Genomic DNA, 26312 nt, shown 5'->3' on the forward strand with positions numbered 1-26312 from the left:
GGGTGGTCCGGCCCCAGGCCCTCCCGCCGGCGTTGGACGCCGTGCGGGAGCTGTTGGCGGATCGTCCGGGACGGCTGCTCGTGGGCCTGTGCGGTCCGCCGGCCGCCGGCAAGTCCACGCTCGCCGCGGCCCTGGCCGCCGCGCTGGTCAATCGCGACGGGGTGAGCGCGGTCGCCGTTCCCATGGACGGGTTCCATCTGGCGAACGCGGAACTGGCCCGGCTGGGCCTCGCCGACCGCAAGGGCGCGCCGGAGACGTTCGACGCGCACGGGTTCGTGCACCTGCTGCAGCGGTTGCGGGACGCGGGGCCGGACGTGGTGTACGCGCCGGCGTTCGACCGGGTGGTCAACGAGTCCATCGGCTCGGCCATCCCGGTGCCGCCCGACATCCGGGTGATCGTCATCGAGGGCAACTACCTGCTGCTCGACTCGCACCCGTGGGACCGGGTGCGGGACATCCTCGACGTGACGCTCTACCTGGACGCGCCGCACGACATGCGCCATGACGCGCTGGTGCGCCGCCAGCAGGCGCGGGGGCTGTCGCGTTCGGCCGCGCAGGACTGGGCCGCCGGCAGCGACGCGGCGAACGCCCGCATCATCGAGTCGACCCGGGACCGCGCGGATCGTGTGCTGACACGTCGATAATTATCGATATCGTCGTCGCATGAGGTTTCTCGTGGCCCTGCTCGTGGCCGCCACTGTTGTCGTACCCGGACCCGGAAAGGCCGACGCCGCCACGGCCTTTCCCGCACTGCGCATCATGCCGATGGGTGACTCGATCACCTACGGCGTCGGGAGTTCCACCTCCTCCAGCTACCGCGCCGACCTGTGGAACCTGCTGCGTGGCGAGTTCGCCGTCGACTATGTCGGCGCGCAGCGCTCGGGCCAGCTGCCCGACGCCGATCACGAGGGCTACTCGGGGCGCGTCATCACCGAGGTGGCGGGGTACGCCGCGTCGGCCGTTCCCCGCTACCGCCCGAACGTCATCACCCTCCACGTCGGCACCAACGACATGAACCGCAACGTAAACGTCGCCGACGCGCCCGCCCGCCTCGGCGGCCTCATCGACCAGCTGCTCGCCGCCGCTCCCGACGCCACGATCCTGGTCGCCACGCTGGTTCCGGCGAACGACCCCGCCGTGCAGGCCCGCATCGACGCCTACAACGCCCGCATCCCCGGTGTCGTGGAGCAGCGCCGCGCCGCCGGCAAGCACGTGGGTCTCGTGGACATGAGCGCGCTCACCACCGCCGACCTGATCGACACCCTGCACCCGAACGACGCCGGCTACCGCAAGATGGCCGCCGCCTTCCACGACGGCGTGCTGCGTGCCGTGTTCGCCGGCTGGGTCGGCAGTCCCGTGCCCGACTCGGTCCGCTGCGCGGCGAAGCTCGGCTGGAACTCCCGTGGCCGCGTCGCCTCCGGCGCCGCTCCGGGCGCCAAGGTCCGGTTCGCCGACTACAACGGCGACGGCCGCGACGACTATCTCGTGCTCGACCCGGCCACCGGCGCGGTGGACGCCTGGCAGAACAACGGCGGCGACGGCAGCGGCGGCTGGATCAGCCTCGGCCGCGTCGCCTCCGGTGCGGCCCCCGGCGACCGGGTGCGCTTTGCCGACTTCGACGGCGACCGACGCGACGACTACTGGGTCCTCGACCCGGCGAACGGCGCCGTCCAGGTCTGGCGCAACACCACGTCCGGCTGGGTGAGCCTGGGTCAGGTGGCGTCGGGCGCGGCACCCGGCGACCGGGTGCGTTTCGCCGACTGGGACGGCGACGGCCGCGACGACTACTGGGTGGTCGAACCGACCTCCGGCGCGGTCCAGGTCTGGCGCAACACCGGCTCCGGTTGGGCGGCCCTGGGCCAGGTAGCCTCCGGTGCGGCCCCGGCCGACCGGGTCAGATTCGCCGACCTGAACTGCGACCGCCGCGACGACTACCTCGTCCTCGACCCCTCGTCCGGCTCGGTGGGCGCCTGGCTCAACCCGACGTGGACCAACCGGGGCCGGGTGGCCTCCGGCGCGGCGCCGGGTGACCGGGTCCGCTTCGCCGACTTCGACGGCGACGGCCGCGACGACTACCTCGTCGTCGACCCGACGACCGGCGCGCTGGACCTCTGGCTCAACTCCGGCGGCGACTGAATACCCGGGACCGACACCGGCATCGCTGAGCGCCGGCGCCCACCGCGCATCGGACCGCTGGCGGCGTCAGCCGTCAGCGGCCCAGCCGGATCGGGGCGGACGGCCGCTCGCTCGGATCCGGGGCACCGCTCGGTGCGGCCGTCACGAACGCGAACACCGCCACCGACGCCCCCGCGATGAACCCGATCAGCAGCAGCGTGAGCAGCAGCCGCCAGAGCCCTTTCCGCCTGCCCACCCGCGCCCGGCGCGATGCCGAGTGCGCCGGAACATGCTTCCGCGGCCGCGTCCGGTCGCCGGCCCCACCGGCGGGTGGTGCCGTGCGGTCGGCCGCTCCGGCTCCCGCCGCCGGTCGCGTGGCGCCGGGGTGGTTCGGACGGCCGGTACCCGGCCCGATTCGCCGGCTGGGCGGCGCCAGCACCGAACGCACATCGCCTCCGGCCGTATCCGCGCCGCCTTCCTCCCGCACGTCCACACTCCGCTCGGCGCCACCATCTCTCTTGGCGGCACGACTCGGTGCGGAGGCTCCGTCAGGTGCGGCGGCACCACTGCTTTCGGCGGCACCACTGGTCTCGGCGGCGCCGCTTCGCTCGGTGGCGCTGCCTTCCCTGTGCGTGGCGCGGCTGTCCGCCGGCATGCGCTCGTCCGCTGCGGCGCGCTCTGCCGAGGTGCGCCCGTCGGCGGTCGGTCGGTTCGCCGACGGGCTCCCGTCGGTGAACGGCGCGATCGTGTCGGGGCTGCCCGGGACACCGTTGCGGCGCGGGTCGTCGGGCCGCGAACGCCGGATCGACTCGACGTCCGGCGGCCGACGCTGGAGCGGGATCACCGGAGCGGCCGCAGCCGGGGCATCGGAGTCCCGCTCGGTCACATCCCGATCCACCGCGAACGAGCGGAACACCGGCCGGTCCGACTCCACCTCCGCCCACGCGTCGAACGGCGGCCCGCCGGTGGCCTCCCCGCCCGCTACGGATTTCGGCTCAACCGTCCTCTGTGGACTGTCCATGTCGGACACACGGGCGGGGTCGTCGACCTCGGACGACAGACTGTCCACTTCGGACGGCGTCGCCTCGGCCGTCGGCCCCGCGGCGGCCGGGCCGGTGTCGACCGCTGGCGTGGTGTCGGTCCGGGTGTCGTCCGCCTCCGGCGACGCATCCGCCTCTGGCGCGGGCGTATCCGCGCGACGCCGCTCGCCGGCTTCTGGTGAGCCGTCCGACGCAGCGACACCGGGAGCGGTGGCGGACTCATCGACAGCCACTGCGTCGACAGCGTGTTCCGGCACATCCGTCGCTTGGAGATCGCCGACCGGCGCGGACACAGTGCCGTGCCGCCGAGGCGATCCGGCCGATGCCGAGGAGGGCGCTGTCTCCGAAGCCGCAATCGGAGGCGCGAGCGGCGTCTCGTGCGGCCCGCCGGTGATGGGCGCTGTCTCCGGCGATGCGGCGCTGGCGGGTAACGCCGTTTGGGGCGCAGTGATCGCGGGTGGTGTTGGTCGCGCCGCAGCGTTGGCGGGCGGCATCGCTTGCGGCGCGGCGGTTGTCGGCGGGGCCGTGTGCGGTACGGCGGATGCGGGCGGGGGAGGGGCCGCTTCCGGCATGGCGGTCGGCACCGGGGGCGGCGCACTGTGCCCTCCGCGCGACGGCGTTTCCGCGAACCCCGCGGCCGGTGGCACCTCACGCGCGGACCGCGCTGATCCCGGTGCGTCTCCGGACATCGAGGCCGCATCGACCGCCTCGTCGGTGACGCGCGACGCGGCTTCGACCGGCACCGGCCGACCGGCGGACGCCGACCCGCTCACCGATGCCGGAGGGTCGGCGGGCGTCGTCGGCACCGCGCCGGATCCCGACGGCGTATCGGTGGCGGCGCCGGTGGTGCCGAGCAGCACACGCGGCGGAATGTAGAACGGCAGCGGCTCCCGCGACCCCGGACGATCGGCCCGGCTCGACCCGCCGTCACGGTCGGCGAGCGGCGTCTCCGCGCCTCGCCCGACGGACCCGGGCGCATGCGGCTCACCGACCTGAGGCGTGTCGTCTCGGGACACGGCGCCCCGCGAACGGCCGCCGTAGGTCACGCCGCCCCGATTGGTGGGAGCATCCTCCGCCAGAGCCGGGATCGTCGGCACCGGCCGGACCGCTGCCCCCTCGGGCTGCGAGCCGGGTGACGCTTCCGTGCGGTCGGCCTCCGGCGTCACGTCCCCGGCGTCGTCAACCCGGGACCGGACGCCCTCGTGCGCGGTATCCGACCCGTGCGCCGCCGGGCGCACAGGTGCGTCGGACGGCGCCGCCGGGTCGAGCACCGCCCCGGTTGGCACGACCGGACCGGAGGCGACCGGGTCGGGCGCCGCGTAGGAATCGCGCGCCGTGTGGGCCTCGGACGCCCTGTAGGCCTCGGAGGCTACGTGGGCATGCGCGTCGGGCGCCGCCTGCGCATCGGATCGTGTGTCGGCATCGGATCGCGCGGCCGGATCGGACGGCGCATTGTCGGTGCGCCACGTGATGGTCCAGGGCGGAGCCGCCGCCTCCGGACGAGCGGTCGTCTCGGCCGGCACCATGAGCGCGGGCCCCGTGGCCGATGCGCTGACGCCATCGGGTCGCGCGGATACCTGTCGCGGCACGGGGATTTCCGGCGCGGCTTGACGTTCATGCACGGCGGCCGGGCCCGGAGCTGCGGTGGTGTCGGTCGATGCGACGGCGTCGGCGGGTGCCGTTCCGTCGGCGGTCTGCCCCTCGGACGGGGCGGCGGGGACGACGGCGCGCGGCGATGCGATCGACTCGGCACGGTCGGCCGCAGCCGCCGGAGCCGTCCCGGCGGACGTAGCGGGGGCCGGTGTTGCCGCCGCCTCGGACGGAGGGCTCGGCACGTATTGCGCTGTCGCCGGTGGGGTTGCCGCCGCCCAGGCTGGAGTGGCCGCTGACGGTGCCGCGGCCCATGGCGACCCGGCGGTCCACGGCGGAGCCTCGCTGCCGCGCGGGTCAGCCGTCCCCGCGCGGTCGACCGTCCCGGACGGCGCGGCGGACTCCGGATCCGCCGAAGGCGATGGTGGAGCGGCGAGGGCATCCGGCTGCGGGGTGTGCGTTTCGAAGTCGGGAGTCGTGGCCGATCGGGGCTGGGGAATCGGACCGGTCGCCGGCGGCTCCGGAGCAGCGGTCGACGCCGGTACCCGCGCCCGCGCGGTGATACGTTCGGCCGCCGGCGGTCGTACCGGGGCGGCGGGGATCGGAGCCTCGACAGCGCCCGGCCCAGCAACGGATTCGGGAGCCGGGACCACACGGGCAACGCCGCTGACCGGACCGGTGTATGCCGGCGCGGGCCGGCCGCTGTCGGGCGCCGGCTGCGTGGGCACCGGCCATCCCGGCGCCCCGTGGGCCATGGTCTCCGGCCGTGCGGGACCGGTCCCACCGTCGGCTGCGGGCTGTGCGGTCTGCGGCCCGCCGCGAGGCGGTGGCTGTTCGGGGGCGGGCGTTCCGTGGAGGGTGGGCTGCACCGGTGCCGGCCCGTATCCGCCCGGCACCGGCCCGTAGGGCGAGACCGGCGCCGGTTCGACGGGCATGCCGAGGTAGTGCTGCGCCGCGCGCACGTACTCGTGATCCGGGCCGAGGACCGACGGGCCGAAGCGGCGCAGGCGGTCGAAGTTCCGCCGGGCCTCGTGGCGGTTGTCCAGCTCCGCCGCGATGATCGCGAGGTCGTACGCCAGTCCCAGCATCGCGGGGTGCGTCTCGCCCCGGGCGAAGAGTCCCGCCCGCAGCGCCTCTTCGAGGAGGGTGCGCGCCTCGCCGAGTTCGCCCATGCGGCGGTGCAGTCCGGCGAGCACCCGCGTGGCGGAGAGCACGTCGGGGTGGTCCCGGCCGAGCGAACCGACGCTGTCCCGCAGGACGGCGCTCAGTGCGGCCTGTGCCGTCCGCGGGTCACCCGGTGCGGCGGCGTGGGCCGCGACGGCCGCGAGGCGCTCGGTTACGGACACCGTGCCACTGTGCCTGCCACCGACCGGGCCTGGCTACCCACCTCACGGAGCGGGACGAATCAGACGTGGGGCTGCGGGAACGCCCCAAACCGCCTATCCGGTGCAGGTCATGACCAACACCCGAAAGGACCTCAGACGGCGGCGGACTCCCACGGCGCCTCGAACGTCATCCGACTGCGCTCCGGATACACGCTCGCGGTGACGGTGCGCGTCTTCCCGCCCAACGGCGTCACGAACGGCGCCGCCAGCGACCCGTCGAAAGAAGCCCGCCCGCCGTGCAGCACGGGATCGACGGCCGGAACGGCCACCAGCCCACCCGTCTGCCCCGACGCCACCACGGTGAGCCGGTCGGCGGCGACCCGTTCGGGGAGGCCGAGCGTGAGCTCCCACGGCTCCAGGAAACTGCTCGGGACGGCGACGACGTCGGTGTCGTGCAGGACGGCGAGCCGGAACACCTCCGGGTACAGCGCGTCGTCCCCGACGATGATCGTCAGCCGGCCCCACTCCAGGTCGAACGGCACGAGCCGGTCACCGAGCGCGCCCTGCCAGCTGACGTGCCGGGCGCTGGAGTGCAGCTGGAGCTGCCGACCGCGCACCCCGTCGGCGCCGATGAGGATGCCCACGTGGGCGGCGTCGTCGGGGAGGCTGGTGACGACGTGGCAGCGGGTGCCGTCGAGCGCCTGGATGAGCATGTCCACGGCGATGCCGTCGACGAAGGAGCCGTCGGCGCGCCCCTGCGGATAGAAGAACAGCTCGGGCAGCACGACCAGGTCGGCGCCCTCGGCGGCGGCGGTGCGCACGTACGAGGCGGCCTCGTCGATGGCGCTCATGCCGTTGGTGCGCGGCCGGGCGACGACGACGGTGGCACGGGCGGCCGGCGTCCGGGTGGAGCCGGCCGGCCGCGCGGTCTCCGGCGCGTAGATCCTCGGTCGCCGCGCGCGGAAGAGGTCGCCGCCGTCGGGACGGGTCTTGTTGTCGGCCCAGCGCGGCTCGATGTCCGCGATCACGATCTGTTCCTCGGTGTCCCCGACCACCTCGGCCGTCCCGTCCGGCCTGATCACGCGGCTCTCCCCGACACCACGCATCCATTCCGGGGGAACGCCATGAGCCTCGGCCCCGAGCCGTTCGCCGACGGTGTTGGCGACGACCGCCCAGATCTTGTTCTCGGCGGCGCGAACCGGCGAGTGCAGCCGCGTGGCGTCGGTGCTCACGGTGGCGAGGGAGACCAGGAGGATCTGCGCCTGTTCGAGGGCGAGCTGCCGGGCGAACTCCGCGTTGCCCACGTCGCCGGCGCTGATCATGCCGAGGCGCCCGATGTCGGTGTCCACGACGGGTGCCGGCTGGGTGCCCGGGTCGAGCCAGCGGCGCTCGGACCCGTCGAAGAGGCGGGTGTTGCCGCGCGCCACGACGTTCCCTGAAGGATCGAAGAGAAGATCGACGGCGCGGATGTGATCGCCGTCCTCGACCGTCACGTGGGCCTTGAGATAGATCTCGTGGCGAGCCGCGGCAGCGGCGAGCCCGAGCAGGAACGTCCCCTCCGGCGCACACGCGGCGGCCCGGGCCGAGGCGCGGTCGGGGTGGTACTCGGGATGGTTGAGGAACGCGGGCAACACGACGACGCGTGCGCCCCGGGCAGCGGCCTGCTCGACCATCCGGACACACGTCGCCAGGTTTGCCGACGGGTCCGTCCCTATGGAGAACTGCACCGCCGCGACACGTGTCCCGCTCAACCGCACCCCTTTCCCGGCAGGTGTCGATGATGCTCGGTTATCGGGCGGAGCCTTGGCAAGGCTGCAAAGTCGACGCTAAGGAACTGTGGTGATTGCCATGCACGAAACAGTCCCAAGTCTGACCTTTCACCCGTGCGGCCCCGAGCCTGGAGCCCGGGGCCGCAATCTGGGCAAAAGATTCAGTTGCCGAGAGCCTCGGCGAGCTCGTCCTTGTTCATCTGCGAACGGCCGGGGATGTCGGCCTTCTTCGCCTCTTCGTAGAGCTCGGCGCGGGTCATCGAACTGAGGTCGTCCGGGGTGCCGCTGTCCTGCACGCCCAGCTCGTCGAGCACCTCGATGCGCCGCCGCTCGAACTCGGCACCGAGCTGCTCCAGCTTCTCGGGGTCGACGGCGTCCTCGAGGTTCGGCAGGATGTCGCTCTCCTCCTCCTCGACGTGGTGCTTGACCGCGTCGACGAACTCCTTGAGCGCCTTGTCGAACTCCTTGCTGGACGGGTCGGTGCCCTCGAGGGTCTCGAGCAGGTCCTCCGCCTCACGGTGTTCCTCGACGCCGTGGTGCACGTCTTCCTTCTCCGTGGGGTTGGCCTTGGCGAGGGCCGGGTAGACGCGGTCCTCCTCGGCGACGCTGTGCGCCTTGAGGCGCGCCTTGATCTCGGCGACGAGTTCGGTGCGGTTGCTCTTCTCGGTCTTGCAGCGTTCGAAAAGGCGCTCCATGCGCCGGTGGTCCTGCATGATCGCGCTGACGGCGTCGGAAGCCATGGGTACTCCTCCTGAACGGCGTTGGTCCGGTGCGGCGGGTACCCGTCCAAAAACGGCCCAAACGGTAGGCGACCCTTACCTCACAGCCAGCCTGACCTGCGGAACAGGCGGTACACGAGGCCGCCGGCCGCCAACATCAACCCGATCGCCCAGGCGTAGCCGAACCGCCAGTGCAGCTCCGGCATGTGGTCGAAGTTCATGCCGTAGATGCCGGCGATGGCGGTCTGCACGGCGGCGATGGCGGCGTACGCGGCGATCTTTCGCATGTCGTTGTTCTGGGCGAGGCTGACCTGCGCCAAGCGTGCCTGCAGGAGCGAGTTGAGCAGTTCGTCGTGCGCGTTGACCTGCTCGACGACGCGTTGCAGCTTCTCGGCGACCGAGCGGAAGTAGCGGCGCAGCGAGGTGGGCACGCCGGAGCGTTCCTCCAGGAGGGCCAGCATGGGTCGCTGCAGCGGCAGCACCGCCCGGCGGAACTCCACGACCTCGCGCTTGAGCTGGTACATGTGCGCGATGTGGTCGCCGCCGTTCGCGCGGGAGAAGACCGACTCCTCCAGTTCGTCCAGGTCGGCCTGAACGCCCTCGGCGACGTCGAGGTACGTGTCGACGAGCCGGTCGCTGACGGCGTGCGCGACGCTCCACGGCCCCTGGGCCAGCAGGTTGCGCCGCTTCTCCAGGTCGGCGCGCACCGGGCCGAGCGCACCGGGGGCGCCGTGCCGGACGGTGATCACGAACCGCGGCCCGATGAACACCAGCATGTGCCCGGTCTCGACGACCTCGGACCACTCGTTCAGCTCGGCGTGCTCGACGTAGCGGGCGGTGCGCAGGACCACGCAGCTGTGGTCGCCGTACTGCTCGATGCGCGGCCGCTGGGCGCTGGCGACGGCGGCGTCGACGGCCAGTTCGTGCAGGCCGAAGACGTTGGCCACGTCGGCGAACTCCTCGACGCTCGGCTCGCGCAGCCCCAGCCACACGAACGCCTTGGGCCGGGCGCACGCCTGCGCGTAGGCGGCGGCGTAGTCGCGGCTGCCCGGCAGGCGAACGCCGTCGGCGTACACGGCGCAGTCGATGATGGAGTTGTTGAGCATCGGGTGATGCGGAGCGATCTTCGCCGGTGGTGCGGCCGTGGGGCCGCCGAGGATCCGGTTGACGGCCCCGGCCAACATCCGGTGTGGCGCGAGGGTCCCGAGTTTCGCCATGGTGTCGCAGCCTAGGCGACCCCGGCGAGAAGATCATCGGGCCTTCGAGGTGGCTTTGCGATTGGCCTTCTTGATGGCTTCCACCAGTTCGCCCTTGTTCATCGACGAGCGGCCGGGAATCTCCAACCGCCGGGCGACCTCCATCAGGTGGGTCTTGGTGGCGTTCGCGTCGACGCCCTCGGCCGTCGGCGTCTTGGAGTTGCGCGCCCGCGCGCCCTTCTTCGCCGCCTGGGCGTCGCTCGGACCCTTGCGGCCGCCGGCCTTGGGTTCCCAGTGGTCGCCGACCTTCTCGTGGGTGTGCTTCAGCGACGAGAACGCGGTGCGGTGCGCCCGTTCGCCCTCGCCGTACTGCTCGACGGCGGAGTCGTGGGTCTTGCCCCAGGTCTCCTGGGCCTTCTTCCCGGAACGCTGGATCGTGCTCGGCATGTCTCTCTTAGCAGGCATGTATTGACTGATTCCCTTGTCAGCACAGGCGAAACGGGCGGGTGCCCGTCGCACCCGCCCGTTTCTTCGGGGGAATTGCTTACCAGCCCTGCATGAACGGCAGCTGGGTGTCGATCCAGTCGCGCAGCCGCGCCACCTGGTCGATGTCGCTGTCGAGCCAGCCGGTGGTGTGGTTCATGGCGAGGACGCCGAGCACCGCGCCGCCGACGCTGAGGATCAGCGCGAAGAGCGCGAGCCCGCCGCCGGCGATGCGCGGCTTGCCGCTGGCGGACATGCCGCCGAAGGAGAGGATCAGGCCGATCACGCCGAGCACCACGGCGACCGGCGCGAGCACGCCGGTCAGCGCCGCGTACACCGACGTGACGCCGACGAGCAGCGCCAGCGTCGCGATGAGGCTGGCCCGGGCGCGGATCTTCTGCGGTGCCGGCGCCGGCGGGGGAGCGACCTCGTCGCGGTCGTCCACGCCGTCGCGGTCCCGGTCGACCACGACCGTGCGGTCCTTCTGGACCACCGCGGGGCGGGTCGCGATCCGCGTCGTGGTCACCTCGTCGCGGTCGTCGATGCCGTCCCGGTCCCGGTCCTTCAAGACCTTCGCATCCTGAACGGGGGTCGGCGGCGGCGTCGCGGTGCCGTGCCGCTCGCGCTTGGCGCGCAGTGCCTCGACCCGTTCGTGTGCCGCGCGGGCCTCGTCCCTGTCCACCACGCCGTCCCGGTTGGTGTCGGCGGGATCCGTAGTCGTACGGGCCGATCCGACAGCGGTGGGCTCACTCAGTTCCTCGGTGCGGGGATCTTCTGTCCGCCGCCCGAACAGTCCGATTCTTGCCACGGATGTCACCTCCAGTGTCGGAAGTGACGTACCCACAACCGGCGTGAACTACACCGTTTTGCGTATCCGTAGGCGGGTAGCCGCATGGCATGGATCGCATCAGCACGAAACACGGCGCGCGCGTCGACGATGCCCTGTCGCACAAGCCGCGCGAGACGGATTACGACACCCCCGCCGGCGCGCCGGAGCCCGGTTCGCCGCCCGGTATGACGTACGACGAGGTGGAGGCGCGCAGCAACCTGGGCCGGTTCATCCCGATGGCGAGCCTGCCCGGCGACCGCGCGGCACTGATCTCCGGTGCCCGCGACCTGAACGCCCCGGACGAGGTGATCCGCACCCTCGAACGGCTGCCCGAGGGGGAGACCTACGAGACGGTCAACCAGGTGTGGGCCGCGCTCGGCGGAAACAACGAAGCACAGCGCACATAGCGGGTTCTACAGCGAGCGCAGCGCGGGCAACAGCTCGCGCTGCGCCCACTCCACGAACTCGCCCTGCCGCTCCCCGCCCACCTGCACCACGGCGACGTGCGAGAAGCCGGCGTCCAGGAACTGCTTCACCGCCGCCACGTGCCGGTCGAGGTCGGGCCCGCACGGCACCTTCTCGGCGACGTCCTCCTCGCGCACGAACTGGCTCGCCGCCTCGAACGCCGCCGGATTGGGCAGCTCCGACATCACCGGCCAGCCGAGCGCGCTCCACCGCCACTGTTCCAGCGCGGTCTTGCGGCAGTCCTGCTCGTCCGGCCCCCAGCAGAGGGCGACCTGCCCGTAGCGGGGGCGTTCCCGGCCGGGGGCGCCGAAGCGTTCGGTCAGCGCGGCGTCCGGCTCCACGGCCACGACGGCGTCGCCGAACTCCGCGGCGATCTCGATCGAGGCCGGCCCCGACGCGGCGACGGCGATCGGCACGCCGCCCTCCGGCAGGTCGTACAGCTTCGCCTCGGGCACCTGGAAGTAGGTGCCGTGGAAGTGCACGGTCGCGCCGTCGAGCAGCGGCCGGATGATCTCCAGGGCCTCCACGAGCATGTCGTGCCGCTCGGTGACGTAGGGCCACGGGCCGGCGATGTGCTCGTTGAGGTTCTCGCCGGCGCCGATCCCCAGGGTGAAGCGCCCGGGCGCGATCGAGGCCACCGTCGCGGCCGCCTGGGCGACGACCGCCGGGTGGTACCGGCGCACCGGACACGTCACGAACGACATCAGCTTCAGCCGCGAGGTCGCGTAGGCGGCGGCGCCCAGCACCGACCAGGCGAACGGCGCGTGCCCCTGGGACTCCAGCCACGGGTGGAAGTGATCGGAGACGACGGCGAAGTCGAACCCGGCCCCTTCGGCGCGCACGGCGTCCTCGATGAGCTGTCGTGGCCCCGCCTGCTCACCGAGCAGGGTGTACCCGAATTCCGCCACTTCGCCTCCCGATCGCGGTGTTTCGTGAGAGGGCGTAACCGATGGCGCAATTTTCAAACATCACTCAACAGTCCCTGCTCCACGACCACCGGCACGGAGAGGGTCTTGTAGCCGACGTCGTCGAAGAGGACCGTCATCCGTTCGCCCTCGTACTGGAGCACCATCCCGTCGCCCCACTCGGCGTGGCGCACCGTGCTGTGCACCGGGTACGGCTCCGCCGACGTGGGCGCGATCGCCTCCACCGAGCCGTCCGCGCAGTTGTCGCAGTGGCCGCAGCGGTGCTCCAGATGTTCCCCGAAATAGGCGAGGAGTGCCTGTCCACGGCAGTTGGTGGTCTCCGCGAGATAGCGCATCATGTCGATCCGCGAACGCTGCACCGTCTGGAACCGCTCGGCCTGCGCGCACGCCTCGCGGGCGGCCTCCTCGGGCGACGGCGCGTAGCGCGGCGCCGCGAGCTTCCCCCCGGAACGGTGCACCACCGCACCGACCTGCTCCAGCAGTGACACCATCTGGGCGGTCTTGCGCGGCCCGAACCCGGTCTCGGTGCGCAGCTGTGCGGCGGAGACCGGATGCGGCGCGAGCGACACGACGGTGGCGAGCTTCAGCACCTCCTCCTCGTCGAGACCGCCGCCGCTGAAGAACTTGCGCAGCCCGGTGTCCTCCGTGCGGAAGAGCAGCAGCGCCTGCGCCGGCTCGCCGTCGCGCCCCGCGCGGCCGATCTCCTGCAGGTAGGAGTCGGGTGAGTCGGGCAGCGTGACGTGGTTGACCCAGCGGATGTTCGGCTTGTCGATGCCCATGCCGAACGCCGTCGTGGCCACCATGATCGGCGCCTCGTCGGCGAGGAACGCCTCGTGCCGGCGTTCGCGCTCGCCGGCCGACATGCCGCCGTGGTAGGCGATCGCGCCGAAGCCCTCCTTGGTCAGGCGTTCGGCCAGCTCCTCGGTGGATCGGCGGGTGGCGGCGTACACGATGCCGGGCGGGGTGCTCTCCTTCAGCCGCATCAGCAGGCGCTGCCAGCGCTGTTCGTCGGTGGTGCACTGCACCGCCTCCAGGAACAGCTCCGGCCGGTCCAGCCCGAAGACCGACAGGTACGGATCGGTGAGCCCGAGCCGGTCGATGATGTCCTCGCGCACCGGCGGGGACGCGGTGGCGGTCAGCGCCACGACGGGCGGCCGGCCGAGTTCCCGCACGACGCGCCCGAGCTGCAGGTAGTCGGGGCGGAAATCGTGGCCCCACGCGGAGATGCAGTGCGCCTCGTCGACCGCCACGAGGACCGGCTTCGTCGCCTTGATCTCCTTGAGGCGTTCGGGGTCGGCGAGCTGTTCCGGCGTGACGAAGAGGAACTTCGCCGTGCCCTCGCGAAGCGCTTCGAGGGCCTCGCGGCGTTCGGTGGCGGACTCGGCGGAACTGATCCGCACCGGCCCGAGGCTCGGGTCGCGCTCGGTCAGGCCGGCCATCTGGTCCTGCTGCAACGCCAGCAGCGGGGACACCACGATCACCGGTCCGGGCAGGAGCGCACCCGGGATCTGGTACACGGCGGACTTGCCGCCACCGGTCGGCATCACCACGAACGCGTCGCGGCCGGACAGGACGGCGCGCATCGCCTCCAGCTGCCCGGGGCGCAGGTCGGGATAGCCGAACCGGTCGCGGGCGACCTTACGGAGCTGGCGCGGAGCCATGAGGCCGCGGGCGGCGCGGCGCAGGGAGTCGGCGACGGTCATCGCGCGGCAGGGTACCCGCTGGCGCACGCGCGGAAACGGGTCCGATGAGCGAGTTGTCAATCAGCGTGCCGACGGATCAAAGATGAGGCCTATTTGCGCTAGTGTGCGCCCGGAGGGTGGTGATGCGCTTGCACGCGGACGGCGGGGGGCTCGAGAGTCTTGTCCGCCGCTGGGCCGGCGCGGTCGATCACACCAGTCATCTCGAGGTACGCGCGCCCGACCTGCACCGCCTGCTGCTCGGCTTCGCCGGGCACCTCGCCGAAGCCCTGGAGCACGAGTACAGCGACGCCGGCCTGGAGGTCGGTGCGGAGCTGGTCGCCGCCGGGCTGACCGGTCCGGACGCGCTCAACGCGAGCGTGACGCTGCTCGCCGAGGTGCCCGAGTGCGTCGGCCGGGTCGACGCCGTGTCCCGCCGGCGGATGGCCGCGCTGCTGGGCGGCGTCGCCGCCGGCTTCGCCCGCGCCCTCCACGAACGCACGCTCGCCGAGCAGGCGCGGGTGCGCGAGCGGGCGTTCAGCGCACTCGCTCTGGCCGAACGCTCCGCGCTCGACAACCGCAACCGGGCGCGGGCGATGTTCGACGCCGCCGGGGTGGCCGTCGCGGTCAGCGACCTGCGCGGCGTGCTCGTCGAGGCCAACCCCGCGCTCGCCGAGATGCTCGGTGTGCCGCGCGCCGAACTGGTCGGCCGCGCGCTCTTCGAGTTCTTCCACCCGGACGACGTGGCCGCCGTGCGGCGCGAGGTGCTGGAGCGGCTGGCCGTGGCGGGGCGGCGCGACAAGGTGCGCGTGGAGAAGCGGTTCCTGCGCCAGGACGGCACGGTCGGCTGGACCATGCTGAGCCTCGCCGTCGTCCGCGACGAGCAGGGCGAGCCGGAGTACGTCATCGCCATCGGTGAGGACGTCACCGACCGGCACCAGTTGCAGCGGGAGTTGCAGCACCAGGCCCACCACGACCCGCTGACCGGGCTGCCCAACCGTGCGCTCCTCTACGACCGGCTCTCCGAGGTGCTCGTGTCGGCGACGCCGTCCGGGCGGATCGGCGTCTGCTACGTGGACCTCGACGAGTTCAAGATGGTCAACGACACGCTCGGCCACCACGTCGGCGACCAGTTGCTGGTGACCGTCTCCGAGCGGCTGCGCCGCTGCGTCAACGGGGCCGGCCACTTCGTCGCGCGGGTCGGCGGGGACGAGTTCGTCGTGGTGATGGCGGGGACGCGGGCCCCGGAGGAGGCGACCGCGCTCGCCGACGACCTCCTCTCCGCCCTGTCCGAGCCGGTCACCGTGGACGGTCACCAGCTGTCCGTCTCCGCGAGTGTGGGCATCGTCGAACGCCCGGCGACCGGCACCGACCCCGACGAGATCCTGCGCACCGCCGACGCCACCCTCTACTGGGCCAAGGCGGACGGGCGCAACCGCTGGGCGATCTTCGACGCGCGGCGCGGTGCCGAGCAGACCCTGCGTTACGACCTGGCCAACCAGCTGCCCGCCGCGCTGGCCCGCCAGGAGTTCTTCCTGGAGTACCAGCCGCTCGTGTCGCTGGACGACGGCAGCCTGCGCGGGGCGGAGGCGCTGGTGCGCTGGCGGCATCCGGAGCGCGGGGTGCTCTCGCCCAACCTGTTCATCCCGACGGCCGAGCAGTCCGGCAACATCGTCTCGCTGGGCCGGTGGGTGCTGCGCGAGGCGTGCGAGAAAGCGGCGCTCTGGCAGTCCGAACGGGCGGACCCGGCCTATGTGAGCGTTAACGTGTCGGCCCGCCAGTGCACCGAGGGGGACCTCGTCGCCGACGTCGTCGACGCGTTGAAGGACACCGGACTGGAGCCGGCCAACCTGCAGCTCGAACTGACCGAGAGCGCGGTGATGCGTTCGTACGACCGGCCGGTGGAGGTGCTGCGCCGCCTGGCCGAACTGGGCGTGCGCATCGTCATCGACGACTTCGGCATCGGCTACTCCAACCTGGCGTACCTGCGCAATCTGCCGGTGCACGGGTTGAAGCTCGCCGGTTCGTTCATGGCCGGGATCCGCACTCCCGAGGCCGACGTCGTCGGCGAACGGATCGTCGAGTCGGTCGTCACGCTGGCGCACGCGGTCGGGATCTCGGTGACGGCGGAGGGTGTGGAGACCGCCGACCAGGCGTACCGGCTGGCCGCGCTCGGGGTCGACCTGGGGCAGGGCTGGCACTTCGGACGGCCGGGCCGCCCGGACCGGATTCCCGTGTTCGAGCGGGACGGTATTCACGACGGTCGTGTCCTACCATGAGCGCTCTGCGGGCCGGGGTGACGGTTCCGCCGTGAGGAGACCGCCGACGATGACCCGACCCGACCCGGTCCCGGACGCACCGGTGGGTGTCGCGGGACGCGTGGGCCGGATCGATCCCGTGGCCGTCGGGACCCTTCTCCTGGCGGCACTCGCCGTGCTGTGGTTCGCGTTCGGGCCGGCCGGCACCCAGCGGGCCGTGTTCCTGACTCTGGCGCCGGTCTTCGTCGCGCTCGTCGCGTGGAGCATGTGGCTCGTGGCCGCCGACGCCGGCCAGCCGGTACCGGCGGCGCGCTACTGGCGCATGCTCGCCGGCGCCATGGTCGCCTTCGGTGTCGGCATGGTGGTCGACCTCGCCATGGTGCTGGACGGGTACGAGGACCGCGACGTCGGCGAGACGCTCTTCTATCCCGTGGGCGGTGCGCTGGCGATCGCGGCGCTGGCGACGTTCCCGACGCCGCGGCGCAGCGGTCCGGAGCGGCTGCGGATGGGGCTGGACGTGACGGCCGTGCTGCTCGGCAGCGCGACGTTCAGCTGGTACTTCGTCTTCGGCGACCGGTGGCGGCCGGAGGACGCCTGGGACCAGATCTCCGACGGGCTGGTCCTGCCGGCGCTGACCGTCGTCGCCGGGTTCGCGGTCCTGCGGATCAGCCTCGCCGGCTCGCGGGTGTTCCGGCCGACCACCACCGCCATGCTCGTGGTCGGCTCGGTCGCCGCGGCCGTCACGACGGCGGCCGCGCCGAGTGCGGGCAGCGTCGGCGGGCGGATCGCGTCGATCAGTTATGTGGGAACGTTCGTGCTGGTCGTGCTCGGCGTGCGGCTGCAGCTGCGGTGGCGGCCGGACCCGACCCGGCCCGCCGGCCGGCATCTGACCCGGCGCGGCGTGCGGATGCTCTTCGCGGCGCTGCCGTACGCGACGGTCGTCGGCACCCTGGTGCTGCTCCTGCTGGTGCTCGGCCCCGGGCTGTCGGAGCGCGAGTGGGCGGTCATGGCCGGCGTGCTCGCCCTCGGGGTCGTGGTGATCGCCCGCCAGCTCGCCGCCCTGTGGGAAAATGCGCGGCTGATCTCCGCCAACGTTCGCCTGACCGGGCAGCTGCGGCATCAGGCGTTCCACGATCCGCTGACCGGGCTGGCCAACCGCGCGCTCTTCACCGAACGGGTCACCGAGGCGCTCGCCGACGCCCGTAGGACCGGCGCGACGGTGGCGGTGCTCTTCATCGACCTCGACGACTTCAAGGTGATCAACGACAGCCTCGGCCATCACGTGGGGGACGCGGTGCTCACGGCCGTCGCCGATCGGCTGCGCGGGGCCGTCCCCGAGACGGGGCTGCTCGGGCGGCTCGGCGGCGACGAGTTCGCGGTGCTGGTGATCGAGCCGGACGACCGGATGACCAAGCCGGAGAGCGCGGCGCGCGGCGTCGCCGGGCGGATCGTGTCGGCGCTCGGGGAGCCGCTGTCCACCGGCGGCGTGCCGGCGACCGTGATGGCCAGCGTCGGCATCGCCCTGGCGCCGCGCGGCGAACCGCCCGTGGCGGACCTGCTGCGCAACGCCGACGTCGCCATGTACTCCGCGAAGAACCACGCCAAGGGCGGCTGGCGGGTGTTCGAGGCGACGATGCTGGACACGATGCTGACCCGCCACCGGTTGCAGGCGGCGCTCAACGGTGCGATGACGCGCGAGGAGTTCCAGGTCCACTACCAGCCGATCGTCGACCTGGTGACCGGGGCGGTGCACGGCGCGGAGGCGCTGGTGCGCTGGCTGCGCCCGGACGGCACGTCGGTGGCGCCGGGCGACTTCATCCCGCTGGCCGAGGAGACCGGCCTCGTCACCGAGATCGACCGCTGGGTGCTCGAACGCGCCTGCCACCAGGCCGCGCTCTGGTGGCAGGCGACGCCGGACGGCCGGCCGTTCGCGCTGCACGTCAACCTGTCGGCCCGCTACCTGCACCGCGCCGACCTGGTCACCGACGTCGCGCGCGCGTTGCGGGAGAGCGACCTGCCGCCGGACCGGCTCACGCTGGAGATCACCGAGAGCGGGCTGGGCCACGACCACCAGGCCGCCATCGAACGCCTCGGCGAGTTGGGCCGCCTCGGGGTGCACCTGGCGATCGACGACTTCGGCACCGGCTACTCGTCGCTGGCGTTCCTGCGGCGGATGCCGGTCAACACCCTGAAGATCGACAAGACGTTCACCGCCGAACTGGCGGGACGCGGCGGCCCCGCACCGCTCACCCAGGCGGTCATCGCCCTGGCCACCACGCTCGGCATGGACACCGTGGCCGAGGGGATCGAGGAACCCGTGCAGGCCGGCCGCCTGCGCGCGCTCGGCTGCAAGTACGGCCAGGGCTACCTGTACGCCGCGCCGCTCGCCCCGGAGGCGATGGCGGAGTTCCTCGGGCGCGGCGGGCACAGCGAGCGCCAGCCGGCCGGCGGCCACAGCGTGGAGCGCCAGCCCGCCGGATGAACGACATGCCGATCCGCATCCGTGCGCTGGGCAGGCTGGAGCTTGCCGGCCATGAGGGTGATCAGGTGCCGCTGGGGCCGCCGAAGCAGCGGCTCCTGCTGGGCGTGCTGGTGTGCCGCCCGGGGGAACTGCACACCGTCGCCGAACTGACGGAGGCGCTGTGGGGCGACGCGCCACCGGCCTCCGCGCGCAACAACCTGCGTTCCTACATCCACGGTCTGCGGCAGGCGCTGGGCGTCGCGGCGGTCGAGGGGAACGGCCGCCCGGGCTACCGGCTCGCGCTCGACCCGGCCGAGATCGACATAGGCCGGTTCGACGGGCTCGCCCGCGACGGCGAGGCGGCGCTGCACGGCGGTGACCTGCGGGCGGCGCGGGAGGCGTTCCGGGCGGCGCTGTCGCTCTGGCGGGACCGGCCCTTCGCCGACCTCGACGACGACTGCCCGCCCCTGGTGCGGGAGGCCTCCCGCCTGGAGGAACGCCGCCTGGTCGTGATCGAGCAGCGGATCGACGCCGACCTGGCCGACCACCGGGCGGCGGATCTCGTCGCCGAGCTCACCGGCCTGGTGACCCGCCACCCCTACCGCGAACGCTTCGTCGCCCAGCTCATGCTCGCCCTGTACCGCGCGGGCCGGCAGGCCGAGGCGTTGGCCGCCTACCGCCGCGCCCAGGTGGTCCTCGACGAGGAACTGGGCATCGAGCCCGGCGGCGCGCTGCGCGAGCTGCACCACCAGATCCTCACCCGCGACCCGCAGCTCGACCCGCCCGCGGCGCACGCCGCCGCACAGCCGGCCGTGCGTCCGGCCGCCCCGGCGGAGCTGCCGCCCTCCTCGGGCCGCTTCACCGGCCGCGCCCCCGAACTGGCCCGCCTGGACCAGGTCGCCACGGCCGCCGCCCGGCGGGAGACGACGGCGGTCATCGCGATCGTCGGGGCGGCCGGCGTGGGCAAGAGCGCACTGGCCGTCGAGTGGGGCCGCCGGGCCCTGGCGCGCTTCCCGGACGGCCAGCTCTTCGTGCACCTGCGCGGGTTCGACCACCGGCCGGCGCTGCGCGGGTACGAGGCGGTGACGCGTTGCCTGCGGTCGTTGGGCGTGGCGGCCGACGCCGTCCCGGACGGGTTGGAGGAGGCGTCCGCGCTGTACCGGTCGCTGCTGGCCGACCGCAGGGTGCTGGTGGTGCTCGACGACGCCGCGTCGGCGGAGCAGGTGCGGCCGCTGCTGCCGGGCAGCCCGGGCAGCGTGGTGCTGGTGACGAGCCGGTTCCGGCTGCCGGGGCTGGTGGCGAGCGACGGCGCGCGGCAGTTGATCCTGGAGCCGATGAGCGACGGGGAGGCGGTGTCGCTGATCGCCGCCGTGCTGGACGACGAGCGCATCGCCGCCGAGCCGGAGGCCGCCGCGGAGCTGGTCGCGACGTGCGGGTTCCTGCCGCTGGCGCTGCGGATCGCGGCGGCCAACCTGGCAGAGTTCCCGGAGCGGCCGATCGCGCGGCACGTGGCGGAGCTGCGCGCGGCGACGCTCGACGGGCTGGAGGTCGAGGGCGATCCGTCGCTGGCCGTGCGGGCGGCGTTCGACCTGTCGTACGAGGCGCTCACGGAGCCGGAGCGGCGCACGTTCCGGCTGGTGGGGCTGGTGCCGGGGCCGGACTTCGGGCCGGACGCGGTGGCCGCGCTGACCGGGCTGTCGTCCGCCGTCGCCGGCCGTCAGCTGCACCGGCTTGCGGGCGCGCACCTGTTGCAGCGCCGCGGGGACGAGCGGTACGGGTTCCACGATCTGGTCGGGGAGTACGCGCGGGAGCGGGCGTTCGCCGAGGACGACGCGGACGCGGCCGTCTCCCGCCTTTTCGATCATTATCTGGAACGGGCCGACGCGGCCGCCACGGCGCTGCACCGGCACGTGCTGCGGCTGCCCGAGGAGGCACGGCCCACGTTCGACACGGTGCTGGACGGGGCGACCGCGTGGGCGTGGATGACCACGGAGCTGCCGAACGTGGTGGCGGCCTGCGAACAGGCGGCGGTGCAGGGGCCGTTCGCGGTGGCGTGGCTGCTCGCCGACGCGCTGCGCGGGCACCTGACGCGCGTGCGGGACGTGGTGGCCCTGGACAGCGTGGCCGCCGCGGCGACCCATGCCGCCGCGGCGGCCGGGGATCCGCTGGCGCGGGCGTCGGCGGCGTTGTGCGCGGCGAGCCGGGCGCAGTTCACCGGCTCGTACCCGGAGGCGCTGCTGCGCTTCGACGAGCTGCTGGCGCTCTCCCGGGTGGCCGGCTGGCGCCGGGCCGAGGCGACCGCGCTGAGCAATCTCGCCGTGGTGCAGGCCGAGATGGGCGACAACCGCAAGGCGATCGAGAGTCACCGGGCGGCGCTCGAGGTGCACCGCGCGATCGGGTGGACCGACGGCGAGGCGATCACGCTGACCAACCTCGGCTTCGGGCTGCTGCGGGTCGGCCGTCCCGCGGAGTCGGTCGACGTTTTCGGGCAGGCGCTGCGGCTGTCCCGCGCGGTCGGTTCGAGCGACGAGGAGATCGAGGTGCTCGGCTATCTCGGGCACCTGCGGGTCGGCCTCGGCCAGCACGAACTCGCGCGGGAGCACCTCGCGGAGTCGCGCCGGATCGGCCACCTGCGGGGGCGGGTGCACGTGGAGGCCGACGTGCACATCGAGATGTCGGCGCTGGCCGTGGAGACCGGCGATCCGGCGGCGGCGCGGGATCACGCGATGGCCGCGCTGGCGCTGCTCGGCCCGGCGAACGACCCGTGGCTCGTGTACAACGCGCACCGGGCGGCCGCCGCCGCACACGCCGCGGCGGGTGATCATCGGCTCGCGCTGGAGCACGTGCGGGCGGCGCACCTGCAGACCGAACGGGTCTACGGCTCCTTCGTGCGCATCCAGACGGCGCTGGAGCTGGCGCTGGCGGAGTTCCGCGTGGACAACTCGGCGGCGGCACGCGCCGAACCGGTCGTGCGGACCGCGCTCGACGACGCGCGCCGGACGGAGCACCGGATCCTGGAGGCGGACGCGCACCTGGCGCTCGCGGAGATCCTGCTGGGGCGCGACGACCCGGCGGAGGCGGCCGAGCAGTTCGCGGCGGCCGTCGCCATCTACACGGAGACGGGATGGCGGCTCGGCCGCGCCACCGTCGAACGGCTGGCCGCCGAGATCCCCACCCGCGCCTAGGGCGGGAGGCCGTGGGATCGATCCGGGCGTAGTACGTTGCCGTCGTGCGCGCCGCGCCGGCCGATCACGTCGACGCCCGGTTGACGCGGACGGGCCGTCGCGACGGTGCGCAGCCGGGGCAACGTCAAGGCCCGCGGCCGCCCGACCCGGTAGCCGGGCCGGGACGGACCAGGTCGAGCAGGCCGAAGCGGGCGGTGGCCGGGTCGCCGTCGGGTCGCCCGGTCCGCGGGTCGATCAGGGTGAACGCCTCCACGCCCACCCATCCGCGCACCCGTCCGGCGTCGTTCAGCACCCGCAGCAGCGGCCGGGCGTGACCGCCGCCCGGGCAGCGGTACCACTCGGTGTCGCGCCACCCGTCGGCGTGCGGCGTGACGTGGTGCACCCCCGCCCCGGGGAACGGCTCCGCGGTGCACGCCGTCGCCCGGCGCACCAGGTGCAGGCAGGTCCCGAGGGCCCGGCCGGGTACGGGTTCGATCGTCTCCCGCACCAGAACGCCCCCGACGGCCACGACGGCCGCGCCGGCAAAGTGCGGCGACAAGAGCAAGCCGCCGCGCGGCGAAGCGGTGGCGTACCCGACCCCGAACGTCGCCGTGTGGTCGCTGAACTGCCCGGGCGCCGGCACCGCCACCGGTTCCCGGTCGAACGTGGGGCTCCACATGCGTTCCCCGTCGACGCACCAGTGCTCGACGCGCGGGGTGGTGAGCGTTCGGCCGGTCGTGTCGTGGGTCCACCCGATGCAGAGCCGGCCGTCGGGCTGCCGCGTCCAGCCGCCCCGGTACCCGCCCACCGGCCCCCCGCCGAACCCGTCGACCGTCCGCACGCCGCACCCCGCCCACGCGTCCACGGTGCGCGGCTCGTCGACCTGTTCCCACCGCCACCAGTCTGTGCGCACCGACGCGTCGGCCCCGAACCGGTAGTGGCCCAGGCGAACCCAGTTGTCGTAGAAGTTCCCCTCCCTGGTGTCGAGGCCGCCGACCGCGACCGCCCATGTGGCGCGGCCGCCCGGTAGCTCCACGGAGAACCCCCATTCGCTGACCCACTCCAGCCGACGTCGTCCCCCGTGGCCGACGCCGACCCCCGTCGGAGTGGTGCGGACACGTTCGCACCGGGCTGCATATGTGGGGTACATGGAGGGTTCTGCGCATCGACGGTTCGCAATAGCCTGATCGAGGCCTGTCGAGCCGATGCGAGGAGGCATCCCCATGCGAGTCCGACGTCTGCTGGCGGGGGCGCTGGTCGCCGGCACCGTGCTGGCGCCCGCCGCGCCGGCCGGGGCCGTTCCCGACCGGCCGCAGATCGTGGTCACCGACGGCGTGACCCAACCCGTCTTCGACTACACCCAGGCGATCCGCGAGCAGTTGACCGTCGAGTCCGCCGTGGACAGCGACGGCGACGGCAGGCGGGACCGGGTGGCCGTTCGGGTGATCCGGCCGGCGGAGACCGAACGCGGGCTCAAGGTGCCGGTGATCTTCCAGCCCAGCCCGTACTACGCGGGCCTCAACGACGTGCCCAACCACGACGACGTCGACCGCGGGGCCGGTACTCGCCGGGCCGCCCCGCCGACGGCCGACCGGGCCGCCGAGTCGATCATCTTCGCCGGCTACCTGGACAACTACTTCGTGCCGCGCGGCTACGCGGTCGTCTTCGCCGACAGTCTCGGCAGCGGCGGCTCCGAGGGCTGCCCCACCTCCGGCGCGCCCAACGAGACGCTCGGGATGAAGGCCGTCGTCGACTGGCTGAACGGCCGGGCGAAGGGGTTCGCGGCCGACGGGTCGGACAAGAAGGCCACCTGGTCGACCGGGAAGACCGGCATGATCGGCGTCTCCTACAACGGCACCCTGCCCAACGCGGTGGCCTCCACCGGCGTGAAGGGGCTGGAGACGATCGTGCCGATCGCGGCCATCTCCAGCTGGTACGACTACTACCGGGCCAACGGCGGCGTGGTGGCGCCCGGCACGTTCCAGGGCGAGGATCTGGACGTGCTCGCCAGGGCGGTGTTGACCCGGCAGAATCCGGAGGTCTGTTCGGCCCTGATGGACGACATCGAGGCGAAGCAGGACCGGGTCACCGGCGACTACAGCCCCTACTGGCACGAACGCAACTACCTCAAGGACGTCGACAAGGTGCGCGCCAGCGTGCTGCTGGTGCACGGCCTCAACGACTGGAACGTCAAGACGAAGCACGCCGGCCAGTGGTGGGACGCCCTCGCCGCGCGCAACGTGCCCCGCAAGATCTGGCTGCACCAGGGCAACCACACGGACCCGTTCAACGTACGGCGGGCGGAGTGGCTGTCGACGCTGCACCGCTGGTTCGACTTCTGGCTGCACAAGATCGACAACGGCATCATGCGCACGCCCATGGCCGACGTGGAGACCGCGCCGGGCACCTGGCGGACCAGCCGCACCTGGCCCGTTCCGGGCACGCTGCCCACGCCGCTCTTCTTCGGCGGCGCCGCCGACAGCCGCCCCGGCACGCTCAACCGGCTGCCGCTCGGCATCGGCAAGCAGCAGTCCTTTGTGGACGATCCCGCCCAGACGGCCGAACAGTTGGTCGACGGCGAGGGTGCGGCCGACCCCAACCGGCTCGCCTACCTGAGCACCCCGCTGGACCGGGCCACCCGCCTGTCCGGCACGGCCCGCGTCACGGTGCGCGCCACGGTCGACGGGCCGGCGCCGTTCCTCACCGCGCTGCTGGTCGACTACGGTCCGGGCGAACGCTTCGCCGGCATCGTCCGCCTCACCGAGACCGACTGCATCGGCCCCGGCATCCCGGAGGACCCGGGCTGCTTCGCCAAGCGCGCCTACGTCACGGAGAACACCCCGTGGAAGATCGTCTCGCGGGGCTGGCTCGACGTGCGCAACCGCCACTCGCCGTCGGTGACCGAGCCGATCGACGGGGACCGGGCGTACACGTTCAGCTGGGACCTCCAGCCGCAGGACCACATCTTCGCGGCCGGCCACCGGATCGGGATCGTGGTGATCGCCACCGACCGCGACTACACGCTGCGGTACCCGGCCGGCACCCGGGTGGGCCTCTCGCTCGGCGTCAGCCACGCGATCCTGCCGCTGAGCCACGCCTGACCCGAACGCGACGACGCCCGCCGGTGTGCGCACCGGCGGGCGTTCGCCTGGGGAGCGGCCCGCCGCCGGAACGCCGTGGAACCGGATGTAACGCCTAGGTAGCGTGGATTTTTGGGGAGAAGCGCTGCGGTTGTGGGACGTCGTATGAGGCCGCACGGGGAGGCGCTGCGCAATCAGGACGGCGAGGACGTGTCCGCGATCGCGTTCAGCACCAACGGGGAGTGGCTGGCCGTCGCGGACGCCTCCTGCACGGTGCGCCTGTGGAGCACCGTGACCGGACGGCGCGGGCGGCTGTTCGCCTCCACGCCCACCCGGATCGAGCAGTTGGCGTTCAGCCACGACGGGCGGCGGCTCGCGGCGACGTGGGGCTACGGGATCCGGGTCTGGGACGTGCTCACCGGCGAGTGGCTCACGCCCGAGGTACCGCCCAAGAAGCGCCACCCGGGCGGGGTCGGCGGCTCCCACGAGATCCGGGCGATGGCGTTCGACCAGGTCGGGCGGCTGTGGGCGGCTCTGCGTCCGTTGTCCGCGGACCTGTCGATGGAGAACGTGATGTGGCTCGCCGACTGGTTCGGCAGCGCACCTTTCCGGGTGCTCGAACACGCGCGTCCCGGCGCCGCGTTCAGCACGTACGCCGACCGCGTGGCGACGCTCGACACCGGCTGCGGCGTGCTGGTGTGGAACGGCGACGACGGCCACGGGAAGAGCAGCGGCTGGGGCGGCGACAACTATCCCGACCTGACGGAACTGGCCGTCGCACCGGACGGCTTCGAGAGCGCGGTCGCCCGGATGAACAACGGGGTGGTGCTCTTCGACGTGTTCGGCGCCTGGCGGCTCGCCACCGCCTCGGAGGCGCACGCGTTGGCGTTCGGGGCGCGGAGCAGGTTCCTCGCGGCGGGGTGTGCCGACGGGACGGTGCGGGTGTGGACGCTCGGCTCCGAGCCCTCGGAGCCGCTGGACCTGGAGCCGGGTGGGCGCGGGGCGCCGTGCGTGGCGTTCAGTCCGGACGGGCGGTTCTTCGCGGCCGGCGGCGACGCCCATCCGTACCTGGGGGCCTTCCAGGAACGCGATGCGGGCACGGTGCGGCTGTGGACCGTTCCGCCACCGTCCACTGTGGAGGATCATGGGTGAGCCCGGTCGGGCTAGCCCTACCATCGATAGAGGGGTCAGCGGGATCGATCGCGGCGTCGAC

The 26312-nt window shown here is 73.0% G+C and carries 17 protein-coding genes; 8 read left to right on the forward strand and 9 right to left on the reverse strand.

Annotated features, from left to right (window positions below):
* Nucleotides 1-2 precede the first annotated feature (2 nt).
* Both Val02_RS22010 and Val02_RS22015 read left to right on the forward strand, forming a co-directional pair.
* Complete coding sequence (locus Val02_RS22010) at nt 3-644, forward strand: nucleoside/nucleotide kinase family protein (protein ID WP_203901035.1); 642 nt, start codon at nt 3-5, stop codon at nt 642-644.
* Between the two features lie 19 nt (nt 645-663).
* Entirely contained in the window at nt 664-2136 is a 1473-nt protein-coding gene (locus Val02_RS22015; RefSeq protein WP_203901036.1) for a GDSL-type esterase/lipase family protein, read from the forward strand.
* Nucleotides 2137-2209: 73 nt separating this feature from the next.
* On the opposite strand, the gene Val02_RS22020 is transcribed toward Val02_RS22015, so the two are convergent.
* The 6 genes from Val02_RS22020 to Val02_RS22045 all read right to left on the reverse strand — a co-directional run bounded on the left by Val02_RS22020 (nt 2210) and on the right by Val02_RS22045 (nt 11045).
* Nucleotides 2210-4681 carry a hypothetical protein gene (locus tag Val02_RS22020; protein ID WP_203901037.1) on the reverse strand — a complete coding sequence of 824 codons (2472 nt, stop codon included), beginning with the start codon at nt 4679-4681 and terminating at the stop codon, nt 2210-2212.
* Between the two features lie 1541 nt (nt 4682-6222).
* Nucleotides 6223-7821 carry a carbon-nitrogen hydrolase family protein gene (locus tag Val02_RS22025; RefSeq protein ID WP_203901038.1) on the reverse strand — a complete coding sequence of 533 codons (1599 nt, stop codon included), beginning with the start codon at nt 7819-7821 and terminating at the stop codon, nt 6223-6225.
* 179 nt (nt 7822-8000) lie between these two features.
* Nucleotides 8001-8579 carry a hemerythrin domain-containing protein gene (locus Val02_RS22030; RefSeq protein WP_203901039.1) on the reverse strand — a complete coding sequence of 193 codons (579 nt, stop codon included), beginning with the start codon at nt 8577-8579 and terminating at the stop codon, nt 8001-8003.
* An 80-nt stretch (nt 8580-8659) separates the two neighbouring features.
* On the reverse strand, nt 8660-9775 hold the full coding sequence (locus Val02_RS22035) for a magnesium and cobalt transport protein CorA (RefSeq protein ID WP_239153234.1): 1116 nt from the start codon (nt 9773-9775) through the stop codon (nt 8660-8662).
* A 33-nt stretch (nt 9776-9808) separates the two neighbouring features.
* Complete coding sequence (locus Val02_RS22040) at nt 9809-10219, reverse strand: ChaB family protein (protein ID WP_203901040.1); 411 nt, start codon at nt 10217-10219, stop codon at nt 9809-9811.
* A gap of 79 nt (nt 10220-10298) precedes the next feature.
* Entirely contained in the window at nt 10299-11045 is a 747-nt protein-coding gene (locus Val02_RS22045; protein ID WP_203901041.1) for a DUF4190 domain-containing protein, read from the reverse strand.
* Nucleotides 11046-11134: 89 nt separating this feature from the next.
* Between Val02_RS22045 and Val02_RS22050 the strand changes: the two genes are divergently transcribed.
* Complete coding sequence (locus Val02_RS22050) at nt 11135-11473, forward strand: DUF2795 domain-containing protein (protein ID WP_203901042.1); 339 nt, start codon at nt 11135-11137, stop codon at nt 11471-11473.
* 6 nt (nt 11474-11479) lie between these two features.
* Here Val02_RS22050 and Val02_RS22055 read toward each other — a convergent pair whose 3' ends face one another.
* Nucleotides 11480-12439: a TIGR03557 family F420-dependent LLM class oxidoreductase gene (locus Val02_RS22055; protein ID WP_203901043.1), complete on the reverse strand. Its 960-nt coding sequence runs from the start codon at nt 12437-12439 to the stop codon at nt 11480-11482.
* Nucleotides 12440-12492: 53 nt separating this feature from the next.
* Nucleotides 12493-14160, reverse strand: a complete 1668-nt coding sequence (locus Val02_RS22060; protein ID WP_239153235.1) for a RecQ family ATP-dependent DNA helicase — start codon at nt 14158-14160, stop codon at nt 12493-12495.
* A gap of 122 nt (nt 14161-14282) precedes the next feature.
* Here Val02_RS22060 and Val02_RS22065 point away from each other — a divergent pair, with 122 nt between their 5' ends.
* From Val02_RS22065 to Val02_RS22075, 3 genes are read left to right on the forward strand one after another with little or no spacing between them, the layout of a single operon-like run.
* Nucleotides 14283-16415, forward strand: coding sequence for a putative bifunctional diguanylate cyclase/phosphodiesterase (locus Val02_RS22065; RefSeq protein WP_203901044.1), 2133 nt, complete (start codon nt 14283-14285; stop codon nt 16413-16415).
* 31 nt (nt 16416-16446) lie between these two features.
* Nucleotides 16447-18876: a putative bifunctional diguanylate cyclase/phosphodiesterase gene (locus tag Val02_RS22070; RefSeq protein WP_203901045.1), complete on the forward strand. Its 2430-nt coding sequence runs from the start codon at nt 16447-16449 to the stop codon at nt 18874-18876.
* Between the two features lie 5 nt (nt 18877-18881).
* On the forward strand, nt 18882-22040 hold the full coding sequence (locus Val02_RS22075) for an AfsR/SARP family transcriptional regulator (RefSeq protein WP_203901046.1): 3159 nt from the start codon (nt 18882-18884) through the stop codon (nt 22038-22040).
* Between the two features lie 124 nt (nt 22041-22164).
* Here the strand turns inward: Val02_RS22075 and Val02_RS22080 are convergent, their stop codons facing one another.
* Nucleotides 22165-23055, reverse strand: a complete 891-nt coding sequence (locus tag Val02_RS22080; RefSeq protein ID WP_203901047.1) for a hypothetical protein — start codon at nt 23053-23055, stop codon at nt 22165-22167.
* A 187-nt stretch (nt 23056-23242) separates the two neighbouring features.
* Here Val02_RS22080 and Val02_RS22085 point away from each other — a divergent pair, with 187 nt between their 5' ends.
* Together Val02_RS22085 and Val02_RS22090 are read left to right on the forward strand one after the other, a co-directional pair.
* Nucleotides 23243-25120 (forward strand): Xaa-Pro dipeptidyl-peptidase, encoded by a 1878-nt coding sequence (locus Val02_RS22085; protein WP_203901048.1) that lies wholly within the window; start codon nt 23243-23245, stop codon nt 25118-25120.
* Nucleotides 25121-25264: 144 nt separating this feature from the next.
* A complete protein-coding gene (locus Val02_RS22090; protein ID WP_203901049.1) occupies nt 25265-26251 on the forward strand; it encodes a WD40 repeat domain-containing protein in 987 nt (328 codons plus the stop codon).
* Nucleotides 26252-26312: the final 61 nt, after the last annotated feature.

The sequence above is a fragment of the Virgisporangium aliadipatigenens genome, assembly GCF_016863615.1.
Lineage (GTDB): Bacteria > Actinomycetota > Actinomycetes > Mycobacteriales > Micromonosporaceae > Virgisporangium > Virgisporangium aliadipatigenens.

What these genes read in the sequence shown, in the direction of transcription:
- Val02_RS22015 (WP_203901036.1), top strand. Translation starts at nt 664, where the DNA reads ATGAGGTTTCTCGTGGCCCTGCTCGTGGCCGCCACTGTTGTCGTACCC.
- Val02_RS22020 (WP_203901037.1), bottom strand. Translation starts at nt 4,681, where the DNA reads ATGGTGCCGGCCGAGACGACCGCTCGTCCGGAGGCGGCGGCTCCGCCC.
- Val02_RS22030 (WP_203901039.1), bottom strand. Translation starts at nt 8,579, where the DNA reads ATGGCTTCCGACGCCGTCAGCGCGATCATGCAGGACCACCGGCGCATG.
- Val02_RS22035 (WP_239153234.1), bottom strand. Translation starts at nt 9,775, where the DNA reads ATGGCGAAACTCGGGACCCTCGCGCCACACCGGATGTTGGCCGGGGCC.
- Val02_RS22040 (WP_203901040.1), bottom strand. Translation starts at nt 10,219, where the DNA reads ATGCCTGCTAAGAGAGACATGCCGAGCACGATCCAGCGTTCCGGGAAG.
- Val02_RS22050 (WP_203901042.1), top strand. Translation starts at nt 11,135, where the DNA reads ATGGATCGCATCAGCACGAAACACGGCGCGCGCGTCGACGATGCCCTG.
- Val02_RS22060 (WP_239153235.1), bottom strand. Translation starts at nt 14,160, where the DNA reads ATGACCGTCGCCGACTCCCTGCGCCGCGCCGCCCGCGGCCTCATGGCT.
- Val02_RS22065 (WP_203901044.1), top strand. Translation starts at nt 14,283, where the DNA reads ATGCGCTTGCACGCGGACGGCGGGGGGCTCGAGAGTCTTGTCCGCCGC.
- Val02_RS22075 (WP_203901046.1), top strand. Translation starts at nt 18,882, where the DNA reads ATGCCGATCCGCATCCGTGCGCTGGGCAGGCTGGAGCTTGCCGGCCAT.
- Val02_RS22085 (WP_203901048.1), top strand. Translation starts at nt 23,243, where the DNA reads ATGCGAGTCCGACGTCTGCTGGCGGGGGCGCTGGTCGCCGGCACCGTG.
- Val02_RS22090 (WP_203901049.1), top strand. Translation starts at nt 25,265, where the DNA reads ATGAGGCCGCACGGGGAGGCGCTGCGCAATCAGGACGGCGAGGACGTG.